The 19,829-nt window shown below is 73.3% G+C and carries 13 protein-coding genes; 7 read left to right on the plus strand and 6 right to left on the minus strand.

What is annotated here, in order from left to right; all coding sequences use genetic code 11:
* Window positions 1–54 precede the first annotated feature (54 nt).
* Window positions 55–552, minus strand: a complete 498-nt coding sequence (locus B7P34_RS16050) for a VOC family protein (protein WP_106677083.1) — start codon at window positions 550–552, stop codon at window positions 55–57.
* A gap of 50 nt (window positions 553–602) precedes the next feature.
* Window positions 603–1,982: a cation:dicarboxylate symporter family transporter gene (locus B7P34_RS16055; RefSeq protein WP_106677085.1), complete on the minus strand. Its 1,380-nt coding sequence runs from the start codon at window positions 1,980–1,982 to the stop codon at window positions 603–605.
* A 253-nt stretch (window positions 1,983–2,235) separates the two neighbouring features.
* Between B7P34_RS16055 and B7P34_RS16060 the strand changes: the two genes are divergently transcribed.
* From B7P34_RS16060 to B7P34_RS16080, 4 genes are all read left to right on the plus strand, one after another.
* On the plus strand, window positions 2,236–3,936 hold the full coding sequence (locus B7P34_RS16060; RefSeq protein ID WP_106677086.1) for a sensor histidine kinase: 1,701 nt from the start codon (window positions 2,236–2,238) through the stop codon (window positions 3,934–3,936).
* The gene (locus B7P34_RS16065; RefSeq protein WP_106677088.1) at window positions 3,933–4,634 is read left to right on the plus strand and encodes a response regulator; all 702 of its coding nucleotides are present in this window, start codon (window positions 3,933–3,935) and stop codon (window positions 4,632–4,634) included. Before B7P34_RS16060 ends, B7P34_RS16065 begins: the two co-directional genes overlap by 4 nt.
* A gap of 174 nt (window positions 4,635–4,808) precedes the next feature.
* Window positions 4,809–6,176, plus strand: a complete 1,368-nt coding sequence (locus tag B7P34_RS16075; protein WP_106677092.1) for an extracellular solute-binding protein — start codon at window positions 4,809–4,811, stop codon at window positions 6,174–6,176.
* Window positions 6,177–6,178: 2 nt separating this feature from the next.
* Window positions 6,179–7,072: a carbohydrate ABC transporter permease gene (locus B7P34_RS16080; protein ID WP_106677093.1), complete on the plus strand. Its 894-nt coding sequence runs from the start codon at window positions 6,179–6,181 to the stop codon at window positions 7,070–7,072.
* A 33-nt stretch (window positions 7,073–7,105) separates the two neighbouring features.
* Here B7P34_RS16080 and B7P34_RS16085 read toward each other — a convergent pair whose 3' ends face one another.
* On the minus strand, window positions 7,106–7,879 hold the full coding sequence (locus B7P34_RS16085) for a hypothetical protein (RefSeq protein WP_106677094.1): 774 nt from the start codon (window positions 7,877–7,879) through the stop codon (window positions 7,106–7,108).
* 149 nt (window positions 7,880–8,028) lie between these two features.
* On the opposite strand from B7P34_RS16085, the gene B7P34_RS16090 reads away from it, so the two are divergent.
* Window positions 8,029–8,475 (plus strand): RICIN domain-containing protein, encoded by a 447-nt coding sequence (locus B7P34_RS16090; RefSeq protein WP_106677095.1) that lies wholly within the window; start codon window positions 8,029–8,031, stop codon window positions 8,473–8,475.
* On the opposite strand, the gene B7P34_RS16095 is transcribed toward B7P34_RS16090, so the two are convergent.
* Entirely contained in the window at window positions 8,472–12,614 is a 4,143-nt protein-coding gene (locus tag B7P34_RS16095; protein WP_223267903.1) for a Pls/PosA family non-ribosomal peptide synthetase, read from the minus strand. The genes B7P34_RS16090 and B7P34_RS16095 overlap by 4 nt on opposite strands.
* 298 nt (window positions 12,615–12,912) lie before the next feature.
* Between B7P34_RS16095 and B7P34_RS16100 the strand changes: the two genes are divergently transcribed.
* Window positions 12,913–15,051 carry a hypothetical protein gene (locus B7P34_RS16100; RefSeq protein ID WP_106677097.1) on the plus strand — a complete coding sequence of 713 codons (2,139 nt, stop codon included), beginning with the start codon at window positions 12,913–12,915 and terminating at the stop codon, window positions 15,049–15,051.
* Here the strand turns inward: B7P34_RS16100 and B7P34_RS16105 are convergent.
* On the minus strand, window positions 14,984–15,586 hold the full coding sequence (locus tag B7P34_RS16105; RefSeq protein ID WP_106677099.1) for a TetR/AcrR family transcriptional regulator: 603 nt from the start codon (window positions 15,584–15,586) through the stop codon (window positions 14,984–14,986). The genes B7P34_RS16100 and B7P34_RS16105 overlap by 68 nt on opposite strands.
* 139 nt (window positions 15,587–15,725) lie before the next feature.
* Between B7P34_RS16105 and B7P34_RS16110 the strand changes: the two genes are divergently transcribed.
* On the plus strand, window positions 15,726–17,402 hold the full coding sequence (locus B7P34_RS16110) for an MFS transporter (protein ID WP_106677101.1): 1,677 nt from the start codon (window positions 15,726–15,728) through the stop codon (window positions 17,400–17,402).
* A 200-nt stretch (window positions 17,403–17,602) separates the two neighbouring features.
* Here B7P34_RS16110 and glgB read toward each other — a convergent pair whose 3' ends face one another.
* The gene (gene glgB, locus B7P34_RS16115) at window positions 17,603–19,795 is read right to left on the minus strand and encodes a 1,4-alpha-glucan branching enzyme (RefSeq protein ID WP_106677103.1); all 2,193 of its coding nucleotides are present in this window, start codon (window positions 19,793–19,795) and stop codon (window positions 17,603–17,605) included.
* Window positions 19,796–19,829: the final 34 nt, after the last annotated feature.

A 19,829-nucleotide genomic window follows, 5' to 3' on the forward strand; every position in this document is an offset into this window, starting at 1 on the left:
CCGCGCTCGTACCACGCCCGCCGCCCGCACTCATGCCACGGCCGCGGGCCGCGCTCACGCCACGCAGAACTCGTTGCCCTCCGGGTCCTGCAGGACCACCCCGTAGTGGTCCTGCCCCGGATCGTCCAGCACGCGTATCACCGTCGCCCCGGCCGCCGTCAGCCGGTCCACGGCCACCGTGACCCGTACCGTACGGGTCTCCAGCGGGACCCCGCGGCCGCCGCCCACCTTGAGGTCGAGGTGGAGACGGTTCTTGGTGGTCTTCGGCTCCGGGACCTGCTGGAACCACACTCGCGGTCCGCGCCCCGCGGGGTCGACGATCGACTCGGGGGTCTCCCCGGCGCCGTCCGCCAGCTCCGCCTCCGGCACGCCCATGGACGACCAGTACTCCCGCCATGTGGCGTGGCCTTCCGGCGGCGGCTCGGGGACGTACCCCAGTGCCTCCGTCCAGAAGGCCACCATCCTGCGCGGGTCCGCGCAGTCGATCGTCAGCTGCAGTTGCGGAGGCGTCCCCGTGTTCCCCGTGTTCTCCGCGTTCTCCGTGATCCCCATGCCCTACAGCCTGGCAGAAGGCTCTGACACTCAGGCCCGCGCGCCGACCCTCAAGCCCGCACGCCCACCGCCTCCTTCGGCGGCTCCGGCAGGGACTCGTCCCCATGACCGTCCGCGGCCAGCGTCGTCTCGTCGAACGGCACCCGCCCGGCGAGGACTTCGCCCACCCGCTCCTTGTCGATCTCCTTCGTCCACGTGCCGACGAGGACCGTCGCGACCGCGTTGCCCGCGAAGTTCGTCAGCGCCCGCGCCTCGCTCATGAAGCGGTCGATGCCGACGATCAGGCCGACGCCGTCGACGAGTTCGGGGCGGTGGGACTGCAGGCCGCCCGCGAGCGTGGCGAGGCCCGCGCCGGTGACGCCGGCCGCGCCCTTGGAGGCGACGATCATGAAGAGGAGCAGGGAGATCTGCTGGCCCAGGGCGAGCGGCTCGCCCATCGCCTCCGCGATGAACAGCGACGACATCGTCAGGTAGATCGCCGTGCCGTCGAGGTTGAAGGAGTAGCCGGTGGGCACGGTGATGCCGACGACCGGCTTGCTGACGCCCAGGTGCTCCATCTTGGCGATCAGCCGCGGCAGGGCGGACTCCGACGACGACGTCGAGAGGATCAGCAGGAACTCCCGGCCCAGGTACTTCAGCAGCGCGAAGATGTTCACCCCGGCCACCAGCCGCAGCAGCGTGCCCAGCACCACGATGACGAACAGCAGGCACGTCACGTAGAAGCCGATCATGATGACGGCGAGGGACTTCAGGGCGTCGGTGCCCGTCGCGCCGACGACCGCCGCCATGGCGCCGAACGCGCCCACCGGCGCCGCCCACATGATCATGGCGAGGATGCGGAACACCAGCTTCTGGACGTGCCCGATGCTGCGCAGCACCGGCTCGCCCGCCGCGCCCATCGCCTGCAGCGCGAAGCCCGAGAGCAGGGCGACCAGCAGGGTCTGCAGCACCTGGCCGCCGGTGAAGGCGGAGACCATCGTGGTCGGGATGATGCCGAGCAGGAACTGGGTCGTGGACTCGCTGCCGCCCTTCGCCTGCGCCGCCCCCGCGTGGCGCAGCGCGTCGGTCAGGTGCAGCCCGCTGCCGGGCTCCAGGATGTTGCCCACGACGAGGCCGATGGCCAGCGCGACGGTCGACATGACCAGGAAGTAGCCGAGCGCCAGGCCGCCGACCGCGCCGACCTTCGCGGCCTTCCGCACGGAGCCGATGCCGAGCACGATCGTGCAGAAGATGACCGGCGAGATCATCATCTTGATCAGGTTGACGAAGCCGGTGCCGAGCGGCTTGAGCTCGACCGCGACGCCCGGCGCCGCGAGGCCGACCACGATGCCGGCGAGGACGGCCGCGATCACGGCCAGGTAGAGGTAGTGGGTCCGGTCCGGCCGCCGGGGCGCCCGCCCGGCCGGTGGTGGTGCTGCCTGTGCCGTCACGGGGGTCTCCTCGTCGTCGCGGCTCTGGGTGCGGCCGGGTTCGCCCGGCCGGGTCCGAAGCGACCCGGCCGTGTCCGAACAGGCCTGGATGGTTTGTCCAAATGAGTCCGGAGGGGTCTGGATACGTCCAGGCGTTTTCCGGACACCCCGCTCTTCCGACGAGGGGGCTCCGGCGACTATGCACGGCTCTGTGACCGTGGTCACCCTTATGTGCATTACGTTCACGGCCGCGGCCCGGTGCACACTGTCCGCCATGCGCAGACCCCGCATCCGCCGCCCCCGCAGCCTGGCCGGCCAGCTCTTCGCGATGCAGATCGTGCTGGTCGCCGTCGTGGTGGCCGGCTGCGCGGCCTTCGCGTACGTCGCCGACCGCGGCCAGGCCGAGGAGGCCGCGCGCCGCGAGGTGACCGCGGCGGCGGTCGCCGTGGCCGCGTCCTCGTCCGTCCGGGACGCCGTCCGCTCGCCCGACCCGGCCGCCGGGCTCCAGCCGTACGCCGAGCGCGTCCGCCGCGACACCGGCGTCGACTTCGTGACGATCATGAACCCGGACGGCATCCGCTGGACCCACCCGGACCCCGCCCGCATCGGCGAGCGCTACCTCGGCCACACCGGCCCCGCCCTGCGCGGCGAGACGTTCTCCGAGACGTACACGGGCACGCTCGGCCCGTCGGTCCGGGTGGTCGTGCCGGTCATGGACGGCGGCAGGGCCGTCGCACTGGTCAGCGCGGGCATCACCGTCGACGCGATCAGCGCCGAGATACGCCGCCAGCTGCTCGGGCTGCTGCTCGTCGCCCTGGGCGCGCTCGGCCTCGGCGGGGCGGGCACGTACCTCCTCAACGCCCGGCTGCGCCGCCACACCCACGGCATGAACGCCACCGAGCTGAGCCGGATGCACGATTACCACGAGGCGACGCTCCATGCCGTGCGCGAGGGCCTGCTGATGCTCGACGGGCAGCACCGTATCGCCCTCATCAACGACGGCGGCCGCGAACTCCTCGGCCTCACCGGTGAAGTGATGGGCCGTCGCATCGACGCCCTGGGCCTGCCGCCCACCCTCACGGACGCCCTCGTGGCCGCCGGGCCGCGCGTCGACGAGGTCCACGCGACCGCCGACCGCATCGTCGTCCTCAACACCTCGCCCGTCTCCGGCGGCGAGCGCCACGGCACCGTCGTCACCCTGCGCGACCACACCGAACTCCAGGCGCTCTCCGGCGAGCTGGACTCCGTGCGCGGCTTCGCCGAGGCGCTGCGCTCGCAGGCGCACGAGGCGGCCAACCGGCTGCACGCCGTGGTCTCCCTGATCGAACTGGGGCGCGCGGACGAGGCCGTCGAGTTCGTCACCGCCGAGCTCGAACTCGCCCAGGCCCTCACCGACGAGGTGGTCGGCGCCGTCGCGGAACCCGTCCTCGCCGCCCTGCTGCTCGGCAAGGCCGCCCAGGCCAACGAGCGCGGCGTCGAGCTCGTCCTCGCGCCCGACACGCACGTGGACGACGGCCTGCTGCCGCCCCGCCTGCCCGCCCGCGACCTCGTCACCATCCTCGGCAACCTCGTCGACAACGCCGTGGACGCCGCCGCCGAGGAGGCCAACCGCAGCGCGGCGGAGGTCCGGCACGCGCGCGTCACCGTCACCCTGCGCACGGAGACCGGAAGCGGCGCCCGCGGCGCCGGCGAGCTGCTGCTGCGCGTCACCGACACCGGCGCGGGCGTGGCGCCCGAGGTCATGGAGGAGGTGTTCCGGCGCGGCTGGTCGACCAAGTCGCCCGGCAGCGCGCCCCACGGCCGCGGGCTCGGCCTCGCGCTCGTCCGGCAGGCCGTGCGCCGCAACGGCGGTACGGTCTCCGTCACCGGCTCGCCCGGCGGCGGCGCGGAGTTCACCGTACGGCTTCCCCTGCACGCCACCCACCCCGCGGACCCGCCGCCGACCCCCGCCGTACGGACCGGAGCGCCCTCATGAGCAGACCCGACACCGCCCCGCGGCCCATCCGCGTCCTCGTCGTCGAGGACGACCCCGTCGCCGCCGACGCGCACGCCCTCTACGTCGGCCGCGTGCCCGGCTTCGCCGTGGCCGGGATCGCGCACTCCCTGGGCGACGCCTCGCACTTCCTCAAGCGCACGCCCGTCGACCTGCTGCTGCTCGACCTCTTCCTCCCCGACGGGCACGGCCTGCAGCTGCTGCGCTCCCTGCGCACGGCCGGGCACACCGCCGACGTCATAGCCGTGACCTCGGCGCGCGACCTCACGGTCGTACGGGAAGGGGTGTCGCTGGGCGTCGTGCAGTACGTCCTGAAGCCGTTCACGTTCGCCACCCTGCGGGACCGGCTCACGCGCTACGCCGACTTCCGCTCGGTCGCGGGCGAGGCCAGCGGGCAGGAGGAGGTGGACCGCGCGTTCGCCGCCCTCCGCGCGCCGCAGCCGGCCGCGCTCCCCAAGGGGCTGAGCCAGGCCACGCTCCAGCTGATCACCGAGGCCCTGCGGGGCGCCGGCGAGGACGGCCTGTCCTCGGGCAACGCGGCCGAGGCCGTCGGCATCTCCCGGATCACCGCCCGCCGCTACCTCGAACACCTGGTGACGACGGGGCGCGCGGCCCGTACGCCCCGCTACGGCCAGATCGGCCGCCCCGAACTGCGCTATCACTGGCAGAGCAGGGCCTGACCCGGCTCCCGGGCCGGCTCCTGCGGGCGGCACGGCTCCCGCAGGTGGCACGACTCCTGCTGGCGGCACGACGCGTGCACTCCGCACGGAACGGGAACGTACGACTTCAGGAAGGCGCAGCACCCGCCGAAGCGCCGCCCCCGGCGCGTCAGGCCCGCCCCCAGGAGGTCGTCCGTGCGCCCTGCCACGCCCGCTCTGCTCGCCGTCGCCGCCCTCGCGGCGGCCTCCCTCACCGCCTGCGGGGAGGGCTCCGGCGGCGGCGATCCGGACACCGTCCGGATCGCCTACCAGCGCAACACCGACAACAAGAACCGGATCGTGGACGACTACCTGGCCGGGATCAAGAGACAGTTCGAGCGCGCCCACGAGGGCAAGAAGCTGGAACTGGTGCCCATCCAGGCCGCCCAGGCGGACTACTTCGCCAAGCTGCAGCAGATGATGCGGTCGCCGAAGACCGCGCCGGACGTCGTCCGCGAGGACACCTTCCTCATCAAGTCCGACATCAAGGCGGGCTACCTGCGCCCGCTGGACGACAAGCTGGCGGGCTGGAAGGACTGGGCGCGGTTCGTGCCGGCCGCGAAGGCGTCGGCGCAGGGCCAGGATGGAAAAACGTACGGGGTGCCGGACGGCACCGACACCCGCGCCCTGTGGTTCAACAAGGAGATCTTCGCGCGGGCCGGGCTGCCCGCCGACTGGCACCCGCGCACCTGGAACGACGTCCTGGACGCCGCGCGCACGGTGGCGAAGAAGGTCCCCGGCGTCACGCCGCTCAACGTCTACACCGGAAAGGCGGCGGGCGAGGCCGCGGCCATGCAGGGCTTCGAGATGCTGCTGTACGGCACGGGCAAGGACCCGTTGTACGACCCGGCGGCCCGCAAGTGGGTGACGTCGAGCCGGGGTTTCCGCGACGCGCTGGAGTTCGTGCGGACCGTCTACGCGGAGAAGCTCGGCCCGGACCCGGCGGACGCCCTCGCGCCCAACGTGGACGGCCGCGTCGCCACGGACTGGCTGCCGTCCGGCAAGCTCGCGATCGACCTCGACGGCTCCTGGATGGGCAAGTACTGGCAGCCGGCGGGCACGAGGCCCTGGCCGCGGTGGACGTCGGTGATGGGCCGGGTGCCCTTCCCCACGCAGAACGGCGCGGCGCCCGGGGCGGTCAGCATGTCCGGCGGCTGGGCGTGGGCGGTGAGCGCCAGGTCCGCCAAGGCCGACCTGGCGTGGCAGGCGATCGAGACGCTGCAGACGACGGAGAACGCCACCACGTGGACGGTGAGCGACGGGCAGATCGCCGTACGGGACGACGTCGCCGCCTCGCACAAGTACTTGTCGTCGATGCCCGGCGTCGACTTCTTCACCGGGCTCGTCCCGTACACGCACTACCGGCCGGCGCTGCCGCTCTACCCGCAGGTCTCCAGCGCCATCAGGGACGCGATGGAGGCGGTGACGACGGGTGACGCGACCGTGGTGCGGGCGGCGAAGCGCTACGACGAGGAGCTGAAGTCCGTGGCCGGGGCGCCGGGTGTGACGGCGCGGGAGCGGTGACGGTGGCCGGCCGGCACGCGGCCCCGCGCCGGCGCCGGTACCGGGGCCCGGCCGTGCGCCTGCTGCCCCTCGCGCCCGCGACCGCCCTCCTGCTGCTCTTCCTCGCGGGACCGGTCGCGTACTGCGTGGCCATCGCCTTCACCGACACCCGGCTGACCGGCCAGGCGTCCGCTTCCTTCGTCGGCTTCGCCAACTTCCGCCACGCCTTCGGCGACGACGGCTTCCGCAACGCGGTGGTGCTGACGCTCGTCTTCACCGTGCTGTCGTCGCTCGTCGGCCAGAACAGCCTCGGCCTGGCCCTCGCCGGCCTCATGCGGCGCGCCTCACGGCCGGTGCGGACGCTCACGGGCGCCGTCGTGATCGCCGCGTGGGTGCTGCCGGAGATCGTGGCCGGCTTCCTGCTCTACACGTTCTTCAACCGGCGCGGCACGCTGAACGCCGTCCTGGAGTGGCTCCACCTGCCCGACCAGAACTGGCTGTTCGGGTTGCCGATTCTGGCCGTCTCCTTCGCCAACGTGTGGCGCGGCACGGCCTTCTCCATGCTCGTCTACTCCGCGGCGCTCGCCGGGATCCCGCAGGAGATCCGGGAGGCGGCGGAGGTGGACGGCGCGAGCGGGCCGCGCCGCCTGTGGCACGTCACCCTGCCCATGATCCGCCGCTCGATCGCCACCAACCTCATGCTCAACACCCTGCAGACGCTGTCGGTGTTCGGCCTGATCTGGGCGATGACGCGCGGCGGACCGGGAGACCGGAGCACGACGCTCCCCGTGTTCATGTACGACCAGGCGTTCCAGAAGTCGCTGATCGGCTACGGGACGGCCGTCGCGCTGCTCCTGCTGCTGGTGGGGGCGTTGTTCTCGGTGGTGTACCTGAGGCTGATGCGGGAGGAGGTGTGAGGACGTCCCTTCCTCCCGCACCGGCGGCCCGGCTCAGCCGAGCTTCTTGACCTGCGCGTCGACGACGGCCTTCGGCTGCTCGGCTTGGCCCGCGAGGCTCAGGGCGTAGAACGTGGCGACCGTGGCGCCCTTGCGGACGGCGACCAGGTGGGTCGTGCCGGCCTTGCCGTCCAGATCCATGGCGAGCGTGAACGCGACCGCCTCGTCACCCGCGGTGAGGTCGGCGGGCGCGACCTTCGTGAACTTCGTCTTGTCGGAGCCGGAGACGAGGGTGAAGCCGCCCGCGCAGTCCGCACCGGACTTCTTCAGCGCCGCGATCACCTCGCCGGCGGCCTTGTCGTCACCGTACGAGCCCAGGGTGTCGGAGGTGAGGGTGCCGCTCAGGGCGCCGAGGCCCGCCTTCATCTTGTCCTCGTCGGAAGCGCCCGGGGCCGCGGACGGCGCCGGCGGGAGGACCTTGCGGATGACGGTCGCGGCGGGCGTGCCGCCGGAGCGCAGGCTCATGGCGTCCACCAGCGGCTTGCACTCGGCCTTGTCGGCGCTGACGCCCTTGGCCGTGGCCAGGTCGGCCGGAGTGGCCTCGGTGACCTTGCGGCCGGGGACGTCGGCGTCGGTCAGCACGAGCTTCTCCAGCTCGGCCTGGGAAGCGCCCTTCCCGGCGGGGGCGGCCGGGGCGCTCGACGACGCCTTGCCCTTGGGCTCGTCCTTCGCCTCGGACTTGCCCGAGCCGCCGCAGGCGCTCATGAGCAGAGCGAGGGAGACCGCGGAGGCGGCGACGGCGGTACGGCGGACGGTGGTGCGGCGCATGGGTGGCTTTCCTCTGACTGGATCGACAAGCGACCCCACATATAGTCATGCGCAAGTAAAAAGTTCAATGTCTTTCCCGTCGTCGGACGCCCGGCGCGCATTACGATCACATCTCGAACGCATGATCGACTACGGCTGGGGTTCCGGAGATGGAAGGCACGTACCGCGTACGCAACGAAGGCAGCGGTCTGCTGCTGGAGGTCGAGGGCGGCCGCAAGGGCAGCGGCGCCAACGTCCAGCAGGGCGCGGAGGACGGCAGCGAGGCCCAGCTGTGGCACGTGAGCCCGGTCCACGAGGGCAGCGGCCTGCACCACTTCGTGAACGCCGCCAGCGGCAAGCGGCTCGACGTCGCCAACGCCAGCACCGAGAACGGCGCGAACGTCCAGCAGTGGAAGGCCAACAACTTCGGCGCCCAGGAGTGGCTCATCGAGCAGCACCTGGACGCCCCGGGCACCGTCACCCTCGTCGCCCACATCAGCGGCCTCGTGCTGGAGGTCGCCGGCGGGTCGAAGGAGCCCGGGGGCAACGTCCAGCAGGGCGAGGACACGGACGCCCCCGGGCAGTGGTGGCGGCTGGAGCCCGTTACCGGCGCCTAGCCGGCGGTCAGCTCGGCCGCGGGGTTCCCCCGCCAGTGCGTCCGGGCCGGCACGTGCTCGCCCTTCATCAGGAAGGAGTCGGCGTCGATGCGGGCGCCGTCGTCGATGACGACGCCGTAGTGCACGAACGCGCCGGTGCCGATGGTGCAGCCGTTGCCGATGGCGATGCGGCGGGACTTGAAGACGCCGTCCTCCAGGGAGTGGGCCTGGAGGGTGCTGCCGACGTTGAGGGCGCAGCCGTCGCCGACCCGGGTGAGGGTGCGTTCGATGATGCCGCAGCCGTCGTCGAAGACCCGGCGGCCCATGCGGACGCCGAGGAGCCGCCAGAGGAGCGGCTTGAACGGGGTGCCGTTGAGGACGGCGTGGTACGCGGTGGGGGGCACCTTCCAGTACCGCTCGTGTCTCCAGAACGCCCTGTCGTAGATGGAGCAGAAGCGGGGCCGCAAGCCGTGCGGGCCCACGACCGCCCGCTCGACCAGCGCGAACCAGCCGACGGTGAAGACGAGCCCGGCCACGACGGAGCAGGCGGTCTCCAGCCAGTGCAGCGCGGCGTCGTCCCCCAGGGGGAGCATGGCGATCAGCACCAGGCCGAAGACATACAGGCACCGGACGGTCAGGAACAGGACGGCAGTGACCGCGTTGTGCCGGTTCTTGGCCGCGAGCCGGCGCCGCCGCTCGCTCCCCGTGGCCGGGGCATCGACGTCCTGGTCGCGCTCGACCGAGCGGGGGATCTCGAAGGGCGGCGAGCCGAGCAGGCCGGTGGCCTCCCTGAGCGGGCCGCTGACCGGGATCATGGCCTTGGTCGCCAGCAGGCAGTCGTCGCCGGTCCGGCCCCCGGCCGGGTAGGCGACGTCGTTGCCCAGGAAGTTGCGCCGGCCGATCGTGGCCGGGAGGGTGCGGAAGGACGTGCTGGAGAACTCGGCGTTCATCAGGGACAGCCCGTCCGAGACCATGGTCCCGGTGCCGATGCGGCTGAGCGTGGGGACCTCGTGCTTGAGGGTCATGCCGAAGTTGGACCCGGTCTGCTCGACCGGCCTCAGGCGGTAGCCGAGGGCGCGCAGGTAGTGCACGACGGCCGAGGTGTCGCCGAACAGCGCGTTGCAGAAGGTGATGTTGCTGAGCCGGGCGGTGGCGCGCTGCAGCGCGAACTGCACTCCGTACAGCGGGTGGACCGCGCCCGGCCGCACGAGGCGGCACAGCACCCGCGACAGGGAGGCGATCAGGACCGGACCGGCGACGGCGAGGCCGAACACCATGGCCGCCGAGATCTGCAGGCCGTTGGCGTAGTACGCCCAGGTGTCCGGGCCGGCCGTCCCCGTGACCGTACGGGCCAGCAGGGAGGGCCGGGACTCCAGCAGCGCGGCGACGGCCACGTCGGCCGCTCCGACGGTGGCCACCGCGATCAGCAGCCGGAAGGCGCTGTGGCAGGCGCGGCGCAGGGTGCCGCAGCGGGCCGGCGGGACCGTGAGGTACTGACAGTCCGCCGGTGCGGGGACGGCCGGTGAGCCGTGCCAGCACTGCCCGGCCGGCACGGACTGGCCGGTGTGCAGCGAGGAGGCGTGCCCGAGCTGGGCGCCGTCGCCGAGGCGCGTGCCGGTGTCGAGGACGCTGTGCTCGCCGACGAAGGCGCGGTCGCCGATGGTGACGGGGCCGGTCTCGACGGCCCCGTCGCGGGCCCGGTAGCCGTTGAGGTAGGTGTCCTTGCGGATCACGCTGTCGGCGCCGATGGCCAGCAGGTCGGTGCACACCGGCACATGGGTGGTCAGGATCAGGGCGCGGGGGCCGACCTCGGCGCCCAGCGCCCGCAGGTACAGCGGGTACAGCGGCGTGCCGACGCACATCCGGACGAGCGGGTTGGCGACGACCAGGGTCTTGACGCACCAGAAGCGGACGTAGGCCGTGCTCCACAGCGGGACGCGCCGTTCCGTCCAGCGGCCGATCAGGGCCCACTTCGCGGCGATCGGCACCAGCGTCATGCCGCCCAGCACGGCGGCGGCGAAGGCGACCGCGCGCCCGTAGACGGCTTCCCAGCCGCTCGCCTCCATCACCCAGGTGGTGCCGGCGTCCAGCGCCACCGACCCGAGGCTCACGTACACCAGGAACACCAGGAGCTGCATCGCCGCGCACAGCACGTACCGGGGAGCGCTCACCGCCGGTGCCGGGCGCTGTCCGGGTACGCGATCCCGGGCGCGGTCCGGCGCGGCGGCCGGCGCCGCCCGGTCCAGGACCGCGGCGAGGTCGCGGACGGTGGGATGCAGGTAGACGTCCTTCATCGACACGCCGGGCAGGTCCGGGCGTTCGCGGACGGCCGCGTTGAAGTGCGCCATGAGCAGCGAGTTGGCGCCGAGCTCGTCGAAGAAGTGGCTGTCCACGGAGACCCGTTCGACCTGCAGGACGTCCGCCAGCAGTCCGGCCAGCACCCGTTCGGTGCCGGTCTCCGGAGGCGCGTGGGCGCGCTGCGCGGCGAGCCGGCGCGGGCCGCTCGGCGCGGGCAGGCGGCTGCGGTCCGCCTTGCCGCTGGGCAGCACCGGTATCGACGCGACGGGTTCGAGATAGGCGGGGACCATGTACGCGGGCAGCCGCTCGCGCAACTGCGCGACGACGCTGCCGGGGTCCACGCCGGCGCCCTCGCGGGTCGTGTAGAACGCGCACAGCTCCACGGCGCCCGGGGCGGGCTCGTACCGGGTGACCACGGCCTGGGCGATGCCGGGGACGCGGAGCAGGACGGATTCGATTTCGGCCGGCTCCACGCGGTAGCCGCGGATCTTGACCTGGGTGTCGATGCGGCCGTGGTGCTCGATCTCGCCCCGGGGGTTGACCCTGCCCAGGTCCCCGGTGCGGTAGATGCGGCCGGACGGGTTGCCGGGGACGCCGAGGAAGTCCGGGACGAAGGCGCGCTCGGTCAGGTCCGGCCTGTTGAGGTAGCCGTCGGCGAGCCCCATGCCGGCGATGCCGATCTCGCCCATCGCGCCCTGCGGCAGGGCCGCGTCCTCCCGGGGATCGAGCAGGACCACCGCGTACGTGGGCAGCGGGACGCCGATCGTCACCGGGCGGTCCGGGTCCAGCAGGGTCCAGGTCGCGGTGACGGTCGCCTCGGTCGGGCCGTAGACGTTGAGGAACCGCCGGCCCGGCCGGGCCCAGCGGCTGATCAGGTCCTGCGGGCACGACTCCCCGGACACCAGCAGGAACCGCAGCCCGGAGCGCTCCTCGTCCAGCGTGGCCAGCAGCGTGGGAACGCAGCACAGCGCGGTGACCCGCCGCTCCCGCAGGAACGCGTCCAGCTCCGCCCCGAGCAGTCCCGGCCCGGCCGGCCGGGGCACCAGCGTCGCGCCGGCCATCCACGGCACCCACGTCTCCTCCACGGAGAAGTCGAAGGCGAGCGTCATGCCCTGGTAGACCCGGTCCTCGCCGGTGATGCCGTAGACCTCGGCCGCCACGCGGACGAAGTTGCAGATCGCCGGGTGCCCGACGGCCACGCCCTTCGGGCGGCCGGTGGTGCCCGAGGTGTAGATGACGTAGCAGAGGTCGTCAGCCTCCTGAGCCTCCTGCCCGGCGGCGAGGGGGCCCGGGCGCCGGCGCGGCTGCGCCGCCACCTCCGCGCGCACCCGGTCCACGTACAACAGATCGGCTCCGGCGGCGAGATGCTCCGCGCGGCCGGCGAGGCGGGAGAGCGACAGGACCGTCCGCACGGAGGCGTCGGAGACGATGTACGACAAGCGGTCCGCGGGGAAGCCGGCGTCCAGCGGCACGTACACGGCGTGCGCCTTCAGCGCGGCCAGCATGCCGGTGTAGGCGTCCACCGCGTCGTCGAGGAGGAGTCCGATCCGGTCGCCGGGCCGGGTGCCCCGCGCCAGCAGGAAACGCGCGAGCTGATTGGCCCTGTCGTCGAGCTCCGCGTAGGTCAGCGTGACGTCGCCGGCGTCCACCGCGAGCCGGTCCCGGTGCCCCTCAGCCCGCAGCCGGTCGCACCGCTCCTCGAACAGGCACTCCAGCCGCTCGCCGTCCCGCCACCGGGCCGACCCGTCGTCCCCGGCGCACGTCAGCACCCCGTCCGCCCGGCTCGCCGACCGCGGCACCGCGCCCCACGGCGGATCCCGCCGGGGCGCCTCTCCGTCTCTCCGCTCGTCGTACGCCATCATGACATTCAGGGAAATATTGGGCCTTTGAAGGCCCCTACATTTTACCGGAGGGGGGCCCGCGCAGTGCTACTCGATTGCCTACGCCGCACTGCGGACGCCCCCTGCGGACAGTGCTCCCCGCCCGGGCCCGGAGACGGCCACCGCGCGGTACGCCGGGTGTACGACTCCGCGCTCCGTGAGGGCGCGCAGTGCATCCAGGGGGCGCGCGGGTGCGTGGGGCGTACCGGGTGCTGGACGAGGATCCGTGCGAGGCGGACGCTGCCGTTCGACGGCGCGTCCTTCGTGCCCAGGGGGATATGTGTACAGCGTTCTCTACGGCAGTTCCCGCATCACTCTCACGTCCCGCAGCGGCACCCGCCTCCAGCGGTCGGAGCTGCTCCTCCGCGACCCCGGGCTCCGGCACCGGTGGACCGGCCCGCCGCCCGTGCTGCTGGGCCGGGAGGAGGTGCTGGCCACCGCCCGGCGGGAGATCCTGGACGGGCGGCCGGTCGAGTTCCACGGGCCCTGCGGGTTCGGGAAGAGCAGCCTGCTCCGCAACCTCGCCTCGGGCGGGAGGCGCAGCGCGTTCGTGAGCGTGGGCCGCACCCCGCTGGAGGACGTTCTCCAGCTGCTCGTCGACGAGTTGTACGTGTCCGCGGGCCCGGAGCCGGTGAAGTACTCCGGGCCGGTGTGCCGGCAGCTCGTCCGGCACACCCGGGCGCTGATCGTGCTGGACGACGTGCCGCCCGGGTCGCGGATACCGCGTCAGCTGGCTGACGCCCTGCCCGGCTGCGTCCTGCTCGTGGGCGGGGAGCAGCCGGTGCTGGGCGGCGCCGCGGCGGCCTCACGGCTGCTGCCGGGGCTGCCGCAGGACGCGGCCTTCGACCTGTTCGTCCGCTCGCTGGGCCGCGCCGTGCGGGACCCCGAACTGCCCTTCGTGCGGAGGCTGCTGGAGTCCGTGCGGGGACGGCCGCTGTCGGTCCGGCAGGCCGCGGCCCTGGTGCGGGCCGGACACCCGGTCGGGGCGGTGGCGGAGCGCGCCGCGCGGGGCGTGCGCGAGCTGGACCGGATGAGCGCGGGACGGCTGCCGGGGCCGGAGCGCAAGGCCCTCGCGGTCCTGGCGCTCGTCGCCGGGGCCCTGGTGCCGGGGAACTGGGTCGCGGCCGCCGGCGACATCGCCTACGTGACGCAGGCCCTGCTGTCCCTGCACGAGCGGGGGCTCGTCGAGCGGCCGGAGGAGGACCGCTTCGGGCTGCCGGTGTGCGTGGCGGACAGCGTCCGGGACCTGCTGCTCGACGCGGTCTCGCTGAGCGCGACCGTCAACGGGCTCGCCGACTGGCTGGAGGGTGCCCTCGACGGGGGAGTGCACGGGCTCACGGACGCGCTCGACGGCGTGGAGGGCCTCGTCGGGCTGCTCGGGTTCGCCGCCGAGCGGGCGGAATGGCGGGCCGTGGTCCGGCTGGCGAGGGTCACCGAAGCCGCGCTGTTCGCCGGACGTCGCTGGCAGCAGTGGAAAGAGGTGCTGGAGCAGGGCGAGGACGCGGCCCGGCGGATCGGCGACCGGGCCTCGGAGGCGCTGTTCTCCCACCAGCTGGGCACCGTGGCCTACGTGGAGGACCGGCCCGGGGACGCCGCCGCCCGGCTGCGGCACGCGCTGCAGCTGCGGGCGGCCCTGGGCGACACCGAGGGAGCGGAGCTGACCAGGGCGAACCTCACCTACGTGGAGGCCTACGGCCCGGGCCGCGGAGAGGGCCGCGACCCGGACCGGCGGGCCCTGCTCCGGCGCGGGCTGCTCGTGCTCGCCGGGCTGGTCGCCGTCGTCGCGGTGATCGCTGCGGTGCGGGCGGCGGTCGCCGGCGCCGGTGACGGAGATCCGTCCCCGGGGCCGCAGCCGGGCTCTTCGGGGACCGTCGCGGGCGGCAGCCCGTTGCCCGGCGGCTCTCCGGGCGGGGCGAGCGGTCCTCCGGTGAGTTTCAGCCCCGGTCCCGGCCCCGGCAGCGAGGGCCCCGGCAGTGAAGGCCCCGGCAGTGAAGGCCCCGGCCCCATCACCGGCGGCAGTCCGCGCCCCAGCGGAGTGACGAGCTCCCTGCCCGGTCCGGGCCCCGGCCCCAGCCGCAGCGTCGTGGTCAGTCCGGGACCGAGCCGTAGCGCGAGCTCAAGCCCCGGCCCCGGCTCAAGTCCCTGCTGCAGCAGGGGCCCGGTCGTCAGCAGGAGTCCGAGCGTCAGCGTCGGCCCGAGTCGTAGCAAGGGCCCCATCATCCGCCGCCCCGGCGCGAGCAGCCCCGGTTCGGGCCACGACGGTGAGGGCGAGCGCGGCGACGGCGGACGCGGCGGTGACGGCGCACGCGGCGACGGGAGGCTGCCCGTGCCGCAAGTGGTGCCACCCGGCTCTATGGCGCTGCTGTCAGGCCGGCCACCAGCTTCTCAGCCTCCACAGCGGGCACTCCCGCCGCGGTGAGCGCGGTCACGGCGGCCGAGCGGCCGGCGTCCGCCGGGTCGAGGACGCCGTCGTTGACCGCCTGCATGAGGCCGAAGAGGACCTGCTCCCGTACGTACGCGAGGGCGATCGCGGGCAGCGGCGAGACGAAGCGGCCCTCGTCCAGGCCGCGTTGCAGCATCGCCGCGCACTCGCGGCGCACCGGCTCCAGGCGGCGGTGGATGCCCTCGACCGTGACGCTGCGCTGGGCCAGGGAGATCAGGAGCCGGTAGCCGTCGGCGATCTCCCAGGCGGCGAGCATGGAGAGCGCGAGGGCCTCGGCGGGGTCGGCGACGTCGCGCAGGGCCTCGGCCTGGGCGACCTCCACCGCGCTCGCGGCGTCGTCCACGAGCGCGCTCATCAGCGCGTCGCGGCTCGGGAAGTGGCCGTAGACCGTGCGCCGGACGACGCCGGCGGCCCGCGCGATCTGGTCCATGCTCGCGTCCGCGTCGCGCAGCAGCTCCAGGAGCGCGATGTCCATGATGCGGCGGCGATTGGCGTCCGCTCTGCCGGCCATTGGTCTCTTCTCTGTCCGTCGGGCGGCCTTCCGTGGCCGACATCCCGCCCCTCATTTTGCACGCGGCCGCCCCATCCCGTAATTTGCACACTGCTGTGTAATTGCACAGCAGTGTGCAAGTGTCTGGAAGGAGTGGCCGATGGGCCTCGCGATGTCGACACCGGTCGACGAGATGGACGGTCCGTACAAGAGGCGCTGGGCGGCACTGGGCGTGCTCTGCATCAGCCTGCTGATCATCGTCATGGCGAACACGTCCCTGACGGTGGCCGCGCCCGACATGGTCAAGGACCTCGGCCTCGGCAGCTCCGACCTGCAATGGGTCATCGACGGCTACACCGTCCCGTACGCCGCGCTGATGCTGATCCTCGGCGCCGTCGGCGACAAGTACAGCCGCCGCGGCGCCCTCGTCCTCGGCCTCTTCGTCTTCGGCGCGGCCTCCGTCGCGGGCTCGCTGGTCGACAGCTCGGCCGGCGTCATCGCCGCGCGCGCGGTCATGGGCATCGGCGCGGCCATGATCATGCCGGCGACGCTGTCGCTGCTCGCCGCGACCTTCCCGCGCGAGGAGCGCGCCAAGGCCATCACCATCTGGACGGCCACCGCCGGCCTCGCCATCGCCGTCGGTCCGCTCGTGGCCGGTGCGCTGCTGGAGGACCACGGCTGGGCCTCCACCTTCCTCATCAACGTGCCGATCGCCGCGCTCGGCATCATCGGCGCGCTGGCGCTCGTCCCGCCGTCCAAGGCGGCGAGCACCGGCAAGGAAGCAGCCAAGATCGACTACGTGGGCGGCCTGCTGTCCGTCGTCTGGGTCGGCTCCCTCATCTACATGATCATCGAGGGCCCGCACTTCGGCTGGGGCGCCAAGGCGATCGCCGCCGCCGTCATCGCGGGCGTCGGCCTGGTCCTCTTCGTCCTCTGGGAGCTGCGCCACCCGCACCCGGTCCTCGACGTCCGCCGCTTCACCAAGCGCGCGTTCGCCGGCTCGACCATGGCCGTCGCGCTGTTCTTCCTCGCCGTCTTCGGCGCCTTCTACTACCTCACCCAGCACCTGCAGTTCGTCCTCGGCTACTCGCCGCTGGACACCGGCGTGCGCATGCTGCCGCTGGCCGGGGCGGTGTTCGTGGGCGGCGCCCTGACCGCGATCCTCACCCCCAAGGTGGGCATGAAGGTCACCGTGGCGTGCGGCATGACCGTCGGCACGGTCGCCATCGCGCTGCTCGCCCGCGTCGACGCGTCCTCCACGTACGACGACTTCGTCCTGCCGCTGATCATCCTGGGCCTGGCCATCGGCCTGTCCCTGTCGCCGTGCACCAACGCCATCATGGGCTCCTTCCCGGAGGACCAGCTGGGCGTCGGCGGCGCCGTCAACAGCACCTCCATCGAGATGGGCGGCTCGCTGGGCATCGCCATCCTCGGCACCGTGCTCGCCAAGACCTACTCGTCCAACCTCGGTGACGCCGCGGCCGAGGCCGCCGCTGCCGGCGGCCCGAAGCTGCCGGAGAAGGCGCTCGGCGTCGCACAGGACTCGGTCGGCGCGGGCCTGGCCGTGGCCAAGGAGGTCGGCAAGCAGGTCGCGGCCGGCGCCGCGCCGAAGGTCGGGCCGGAGAAGGCCGCCGTCCTGGGCGCGCAGCAGGCGCAGGCCGTGGTCGAGGCCGTGCACAAGTCGTTCGCGGACGCCGTCGCCCACACCAGCGTCGTCGGCGCGGTCATTCTCGGCGTCGGCACGGTGCTGGTCGCCTTCCTGCTGCCGGGCCGGGAGAAGAACAAGCCGCAGGCTGCCGCGGCGGCCGAGGCCGAGAAGGAGACGGCCGACGTCTGACGGCCTCCGGCCGCGGGCTTCCGTCCGGGGCCGGTCCGGCACCGCCGGATGCCCCGGTGGGGGCTGATCGCCGTTGCGGTGGGGATTCTCTCCCCTGACCCTCCCCCGGCTACCGCTGGGAGGTGCCCCCGCTTCCCGTAACCGGGGCGAGCCCCGGACCCCTGTGGGTCCGGGGCTTCGTCATGCCGCCGGGAGCGTCCTCACACCGCCCGCCACCACACCGTCGCCAGCGGCGGCAGCGTCACCGTGATGCTCGCCGGCCGCCCGTGGTGGCGCGTGGCCTCCGTCTTGACCGGGTCGGGCGTGGTGACGCCGCTCCCTCCGTAGCGGCCCGCGTCCGTGTTGAGGATCTCCTGCCACGCCGTGAACCGGCCCGGCACGCCCAGCGCGTAGCCGTGCCGCACCACGGGGGAGAAGTTGCTGACGGCCAGCAGGGGCGCGCCCTGGGCGTCGAAGCGCAGGAAGGCGAAGACGTTGTCCTCCGAGGCGTCGCTCACCACCCACTCGAAGCCCTCGGGCACCGTGTCCCGCTGCCACAGCGCGGGCGTCGACAGGTAGGCCGCGTTCAGGTCGCGGACCAGGTCGCGGACGCCGCGGTGGTCCGCCTCGGCGGAGTACGAGGGGTCCAGCAGCCACCAGTCGGGGCCGTGCGCCTCGGACCACTCGGCGCCCTGCGCGAACTCCTGCCCCATGAAGAGCAGCTGCTTGCCCGGGTGCGCCCACATGAAGCCCAGGTAGGCGCGGTGGTTGGCGCGCTGCTGCCACCAGTCGCCCGGCATCTTCGAGACCAGCGACCGCTTGCCGTGGACGACCTCGTCGTGCGAGATCGGCAGCACGTAGTTCTCGCTGTACGCGTAGATCATCGAGAACGTCATCTCGCCGTGGTGGTACTTGCGGTGCACCGGCTCCTTGGAGACGTAGACCAGGGAGTCGTGCATCCAGCCCATGTTCCACTTCAGGCCGAAGCCGAGGCCGCCGAAGCCGCCCGCGCCGACGTGGTGCGTGGCGCGGGTGACGCCGTCCCAGGCCGTGGACTCCTCCGCCACCGTGACGACGCCGGGGCAGCGGCGGTAGACGGTCGCGTTCATCTCCTGCAGGAACGCCACCGCGTCCAGGTTCTCCCGGCCGCCGTGCACGTTCGGCAGCCACTGGCCCTCCTCGCGGGAGTAGTCGAGGTAGAGCATGGAGGCGACGGCGTCCACGCGCAGCCCGTCGATGTGGAACTCCTCGCACCAGTACACGGCGTTGGCCACGAGGAAGTTGCGGACCTCCGCACGGCCGTAGTCGAACTCCAGCGTGCCCCAGTCGGGGTGCGCGGCGCGCAGCGGATCGGCGTGCTCGTACAGCGGGCGGCCGTCGAACTCGGCCAGCGCCCAGTCGTCGCGCGGGAAGTGCGCCGGCACCCAGTCCATGAGGACGCCGATGCCCGCCGCGTGCAGCGCGTCCACCAAGTACTTGAAGTCGTCCGGGGTGCCCAGGCGGGCGGTGGGGGCGTAGAAGCCGGTGATCTGATAACCCCACGAACCCCCGTAGGGGTGCTCGGCGATCGGCATCAGCTCCACGTGCGTGAAGCCCAGGTCCTTGACGTACGCGGGCAGCTGCTCGGCCAGCTGCCGGTACGTCAGGCCGGGCCGCCAGGACGGCAGGTGCACCTCGTAGACCGAGAACGGGTGCTCGTGGACGGGCCGCTCCGCGCGCGCCGCCATCCACTCCGCGTCCTGCCAGGCGTGGTGCGAGGCGTGCACGACGGACGCGTTCGCCGGAGGGGCCTCGGTGCGCCGCGCCATCGGGTCCGCGCGCATCGTGTGCGAGCCGTCCGGGCGCGTGATCTCGAACTTGTACAGCGCCCCCTCGCCGATGCCCGGCAGGAACAGCTCCCACACCCCGGACGCGCCCAGCGAGCGCATCGGGTGCCCCGTGCCGTCCCAGTAGTTGAAGTCGCCGACGACGCGCACGCCCCGGGCGTTCGGCGCCCACACCGTGAAGCGGGTGCCCGCCACCCCCTCGTGCTCCATCGGCTCCGCCCCCAGCGCCCGCCACAGCTGCTCGTGGCGGCCCTCGCGGATGAGATGCAGGTCCAGGTCGCCGAGCGCGGGCAGGAAGCGGTACGGGTCGTGGGCCTCCAGCTCCGTGCCCTCGTAGTCCACCAGCAGGCGGTAGCCGGGCGGCTCGATCAGCGGCAGCACCGCCGCGAAGAAGCCGTCCCCTTCGTCGAACAGCTCCACGCGCAGGCCCTTCGCGCTGACCGCCACGGAGCGTGCGAAGGGGCGCAGGGTGCGGAAGCGCACGCCGCCGGGCACCGGGTGCGCCCCCAGCAGGCCGTGCGGGTCGTGGTGCGCGCCGTGCAGCAGCCGCTCCCGGTCCTCCGCCCCCAGCGGCTCCGCGGGCCGCACCCCGCGCCGGCCGGGCGCGTGCTCCGCGCGCCCC

This window comes from Streptosporangium nondiastaticum, assembly GCF_003011965.1.
Classification (GTDB): Bacteria; Actinomycetota; Actinomycetes; order Streptomycetales; family Streptomycetaceae; genus Streptomyces; species Streptomyces nondiastaticus.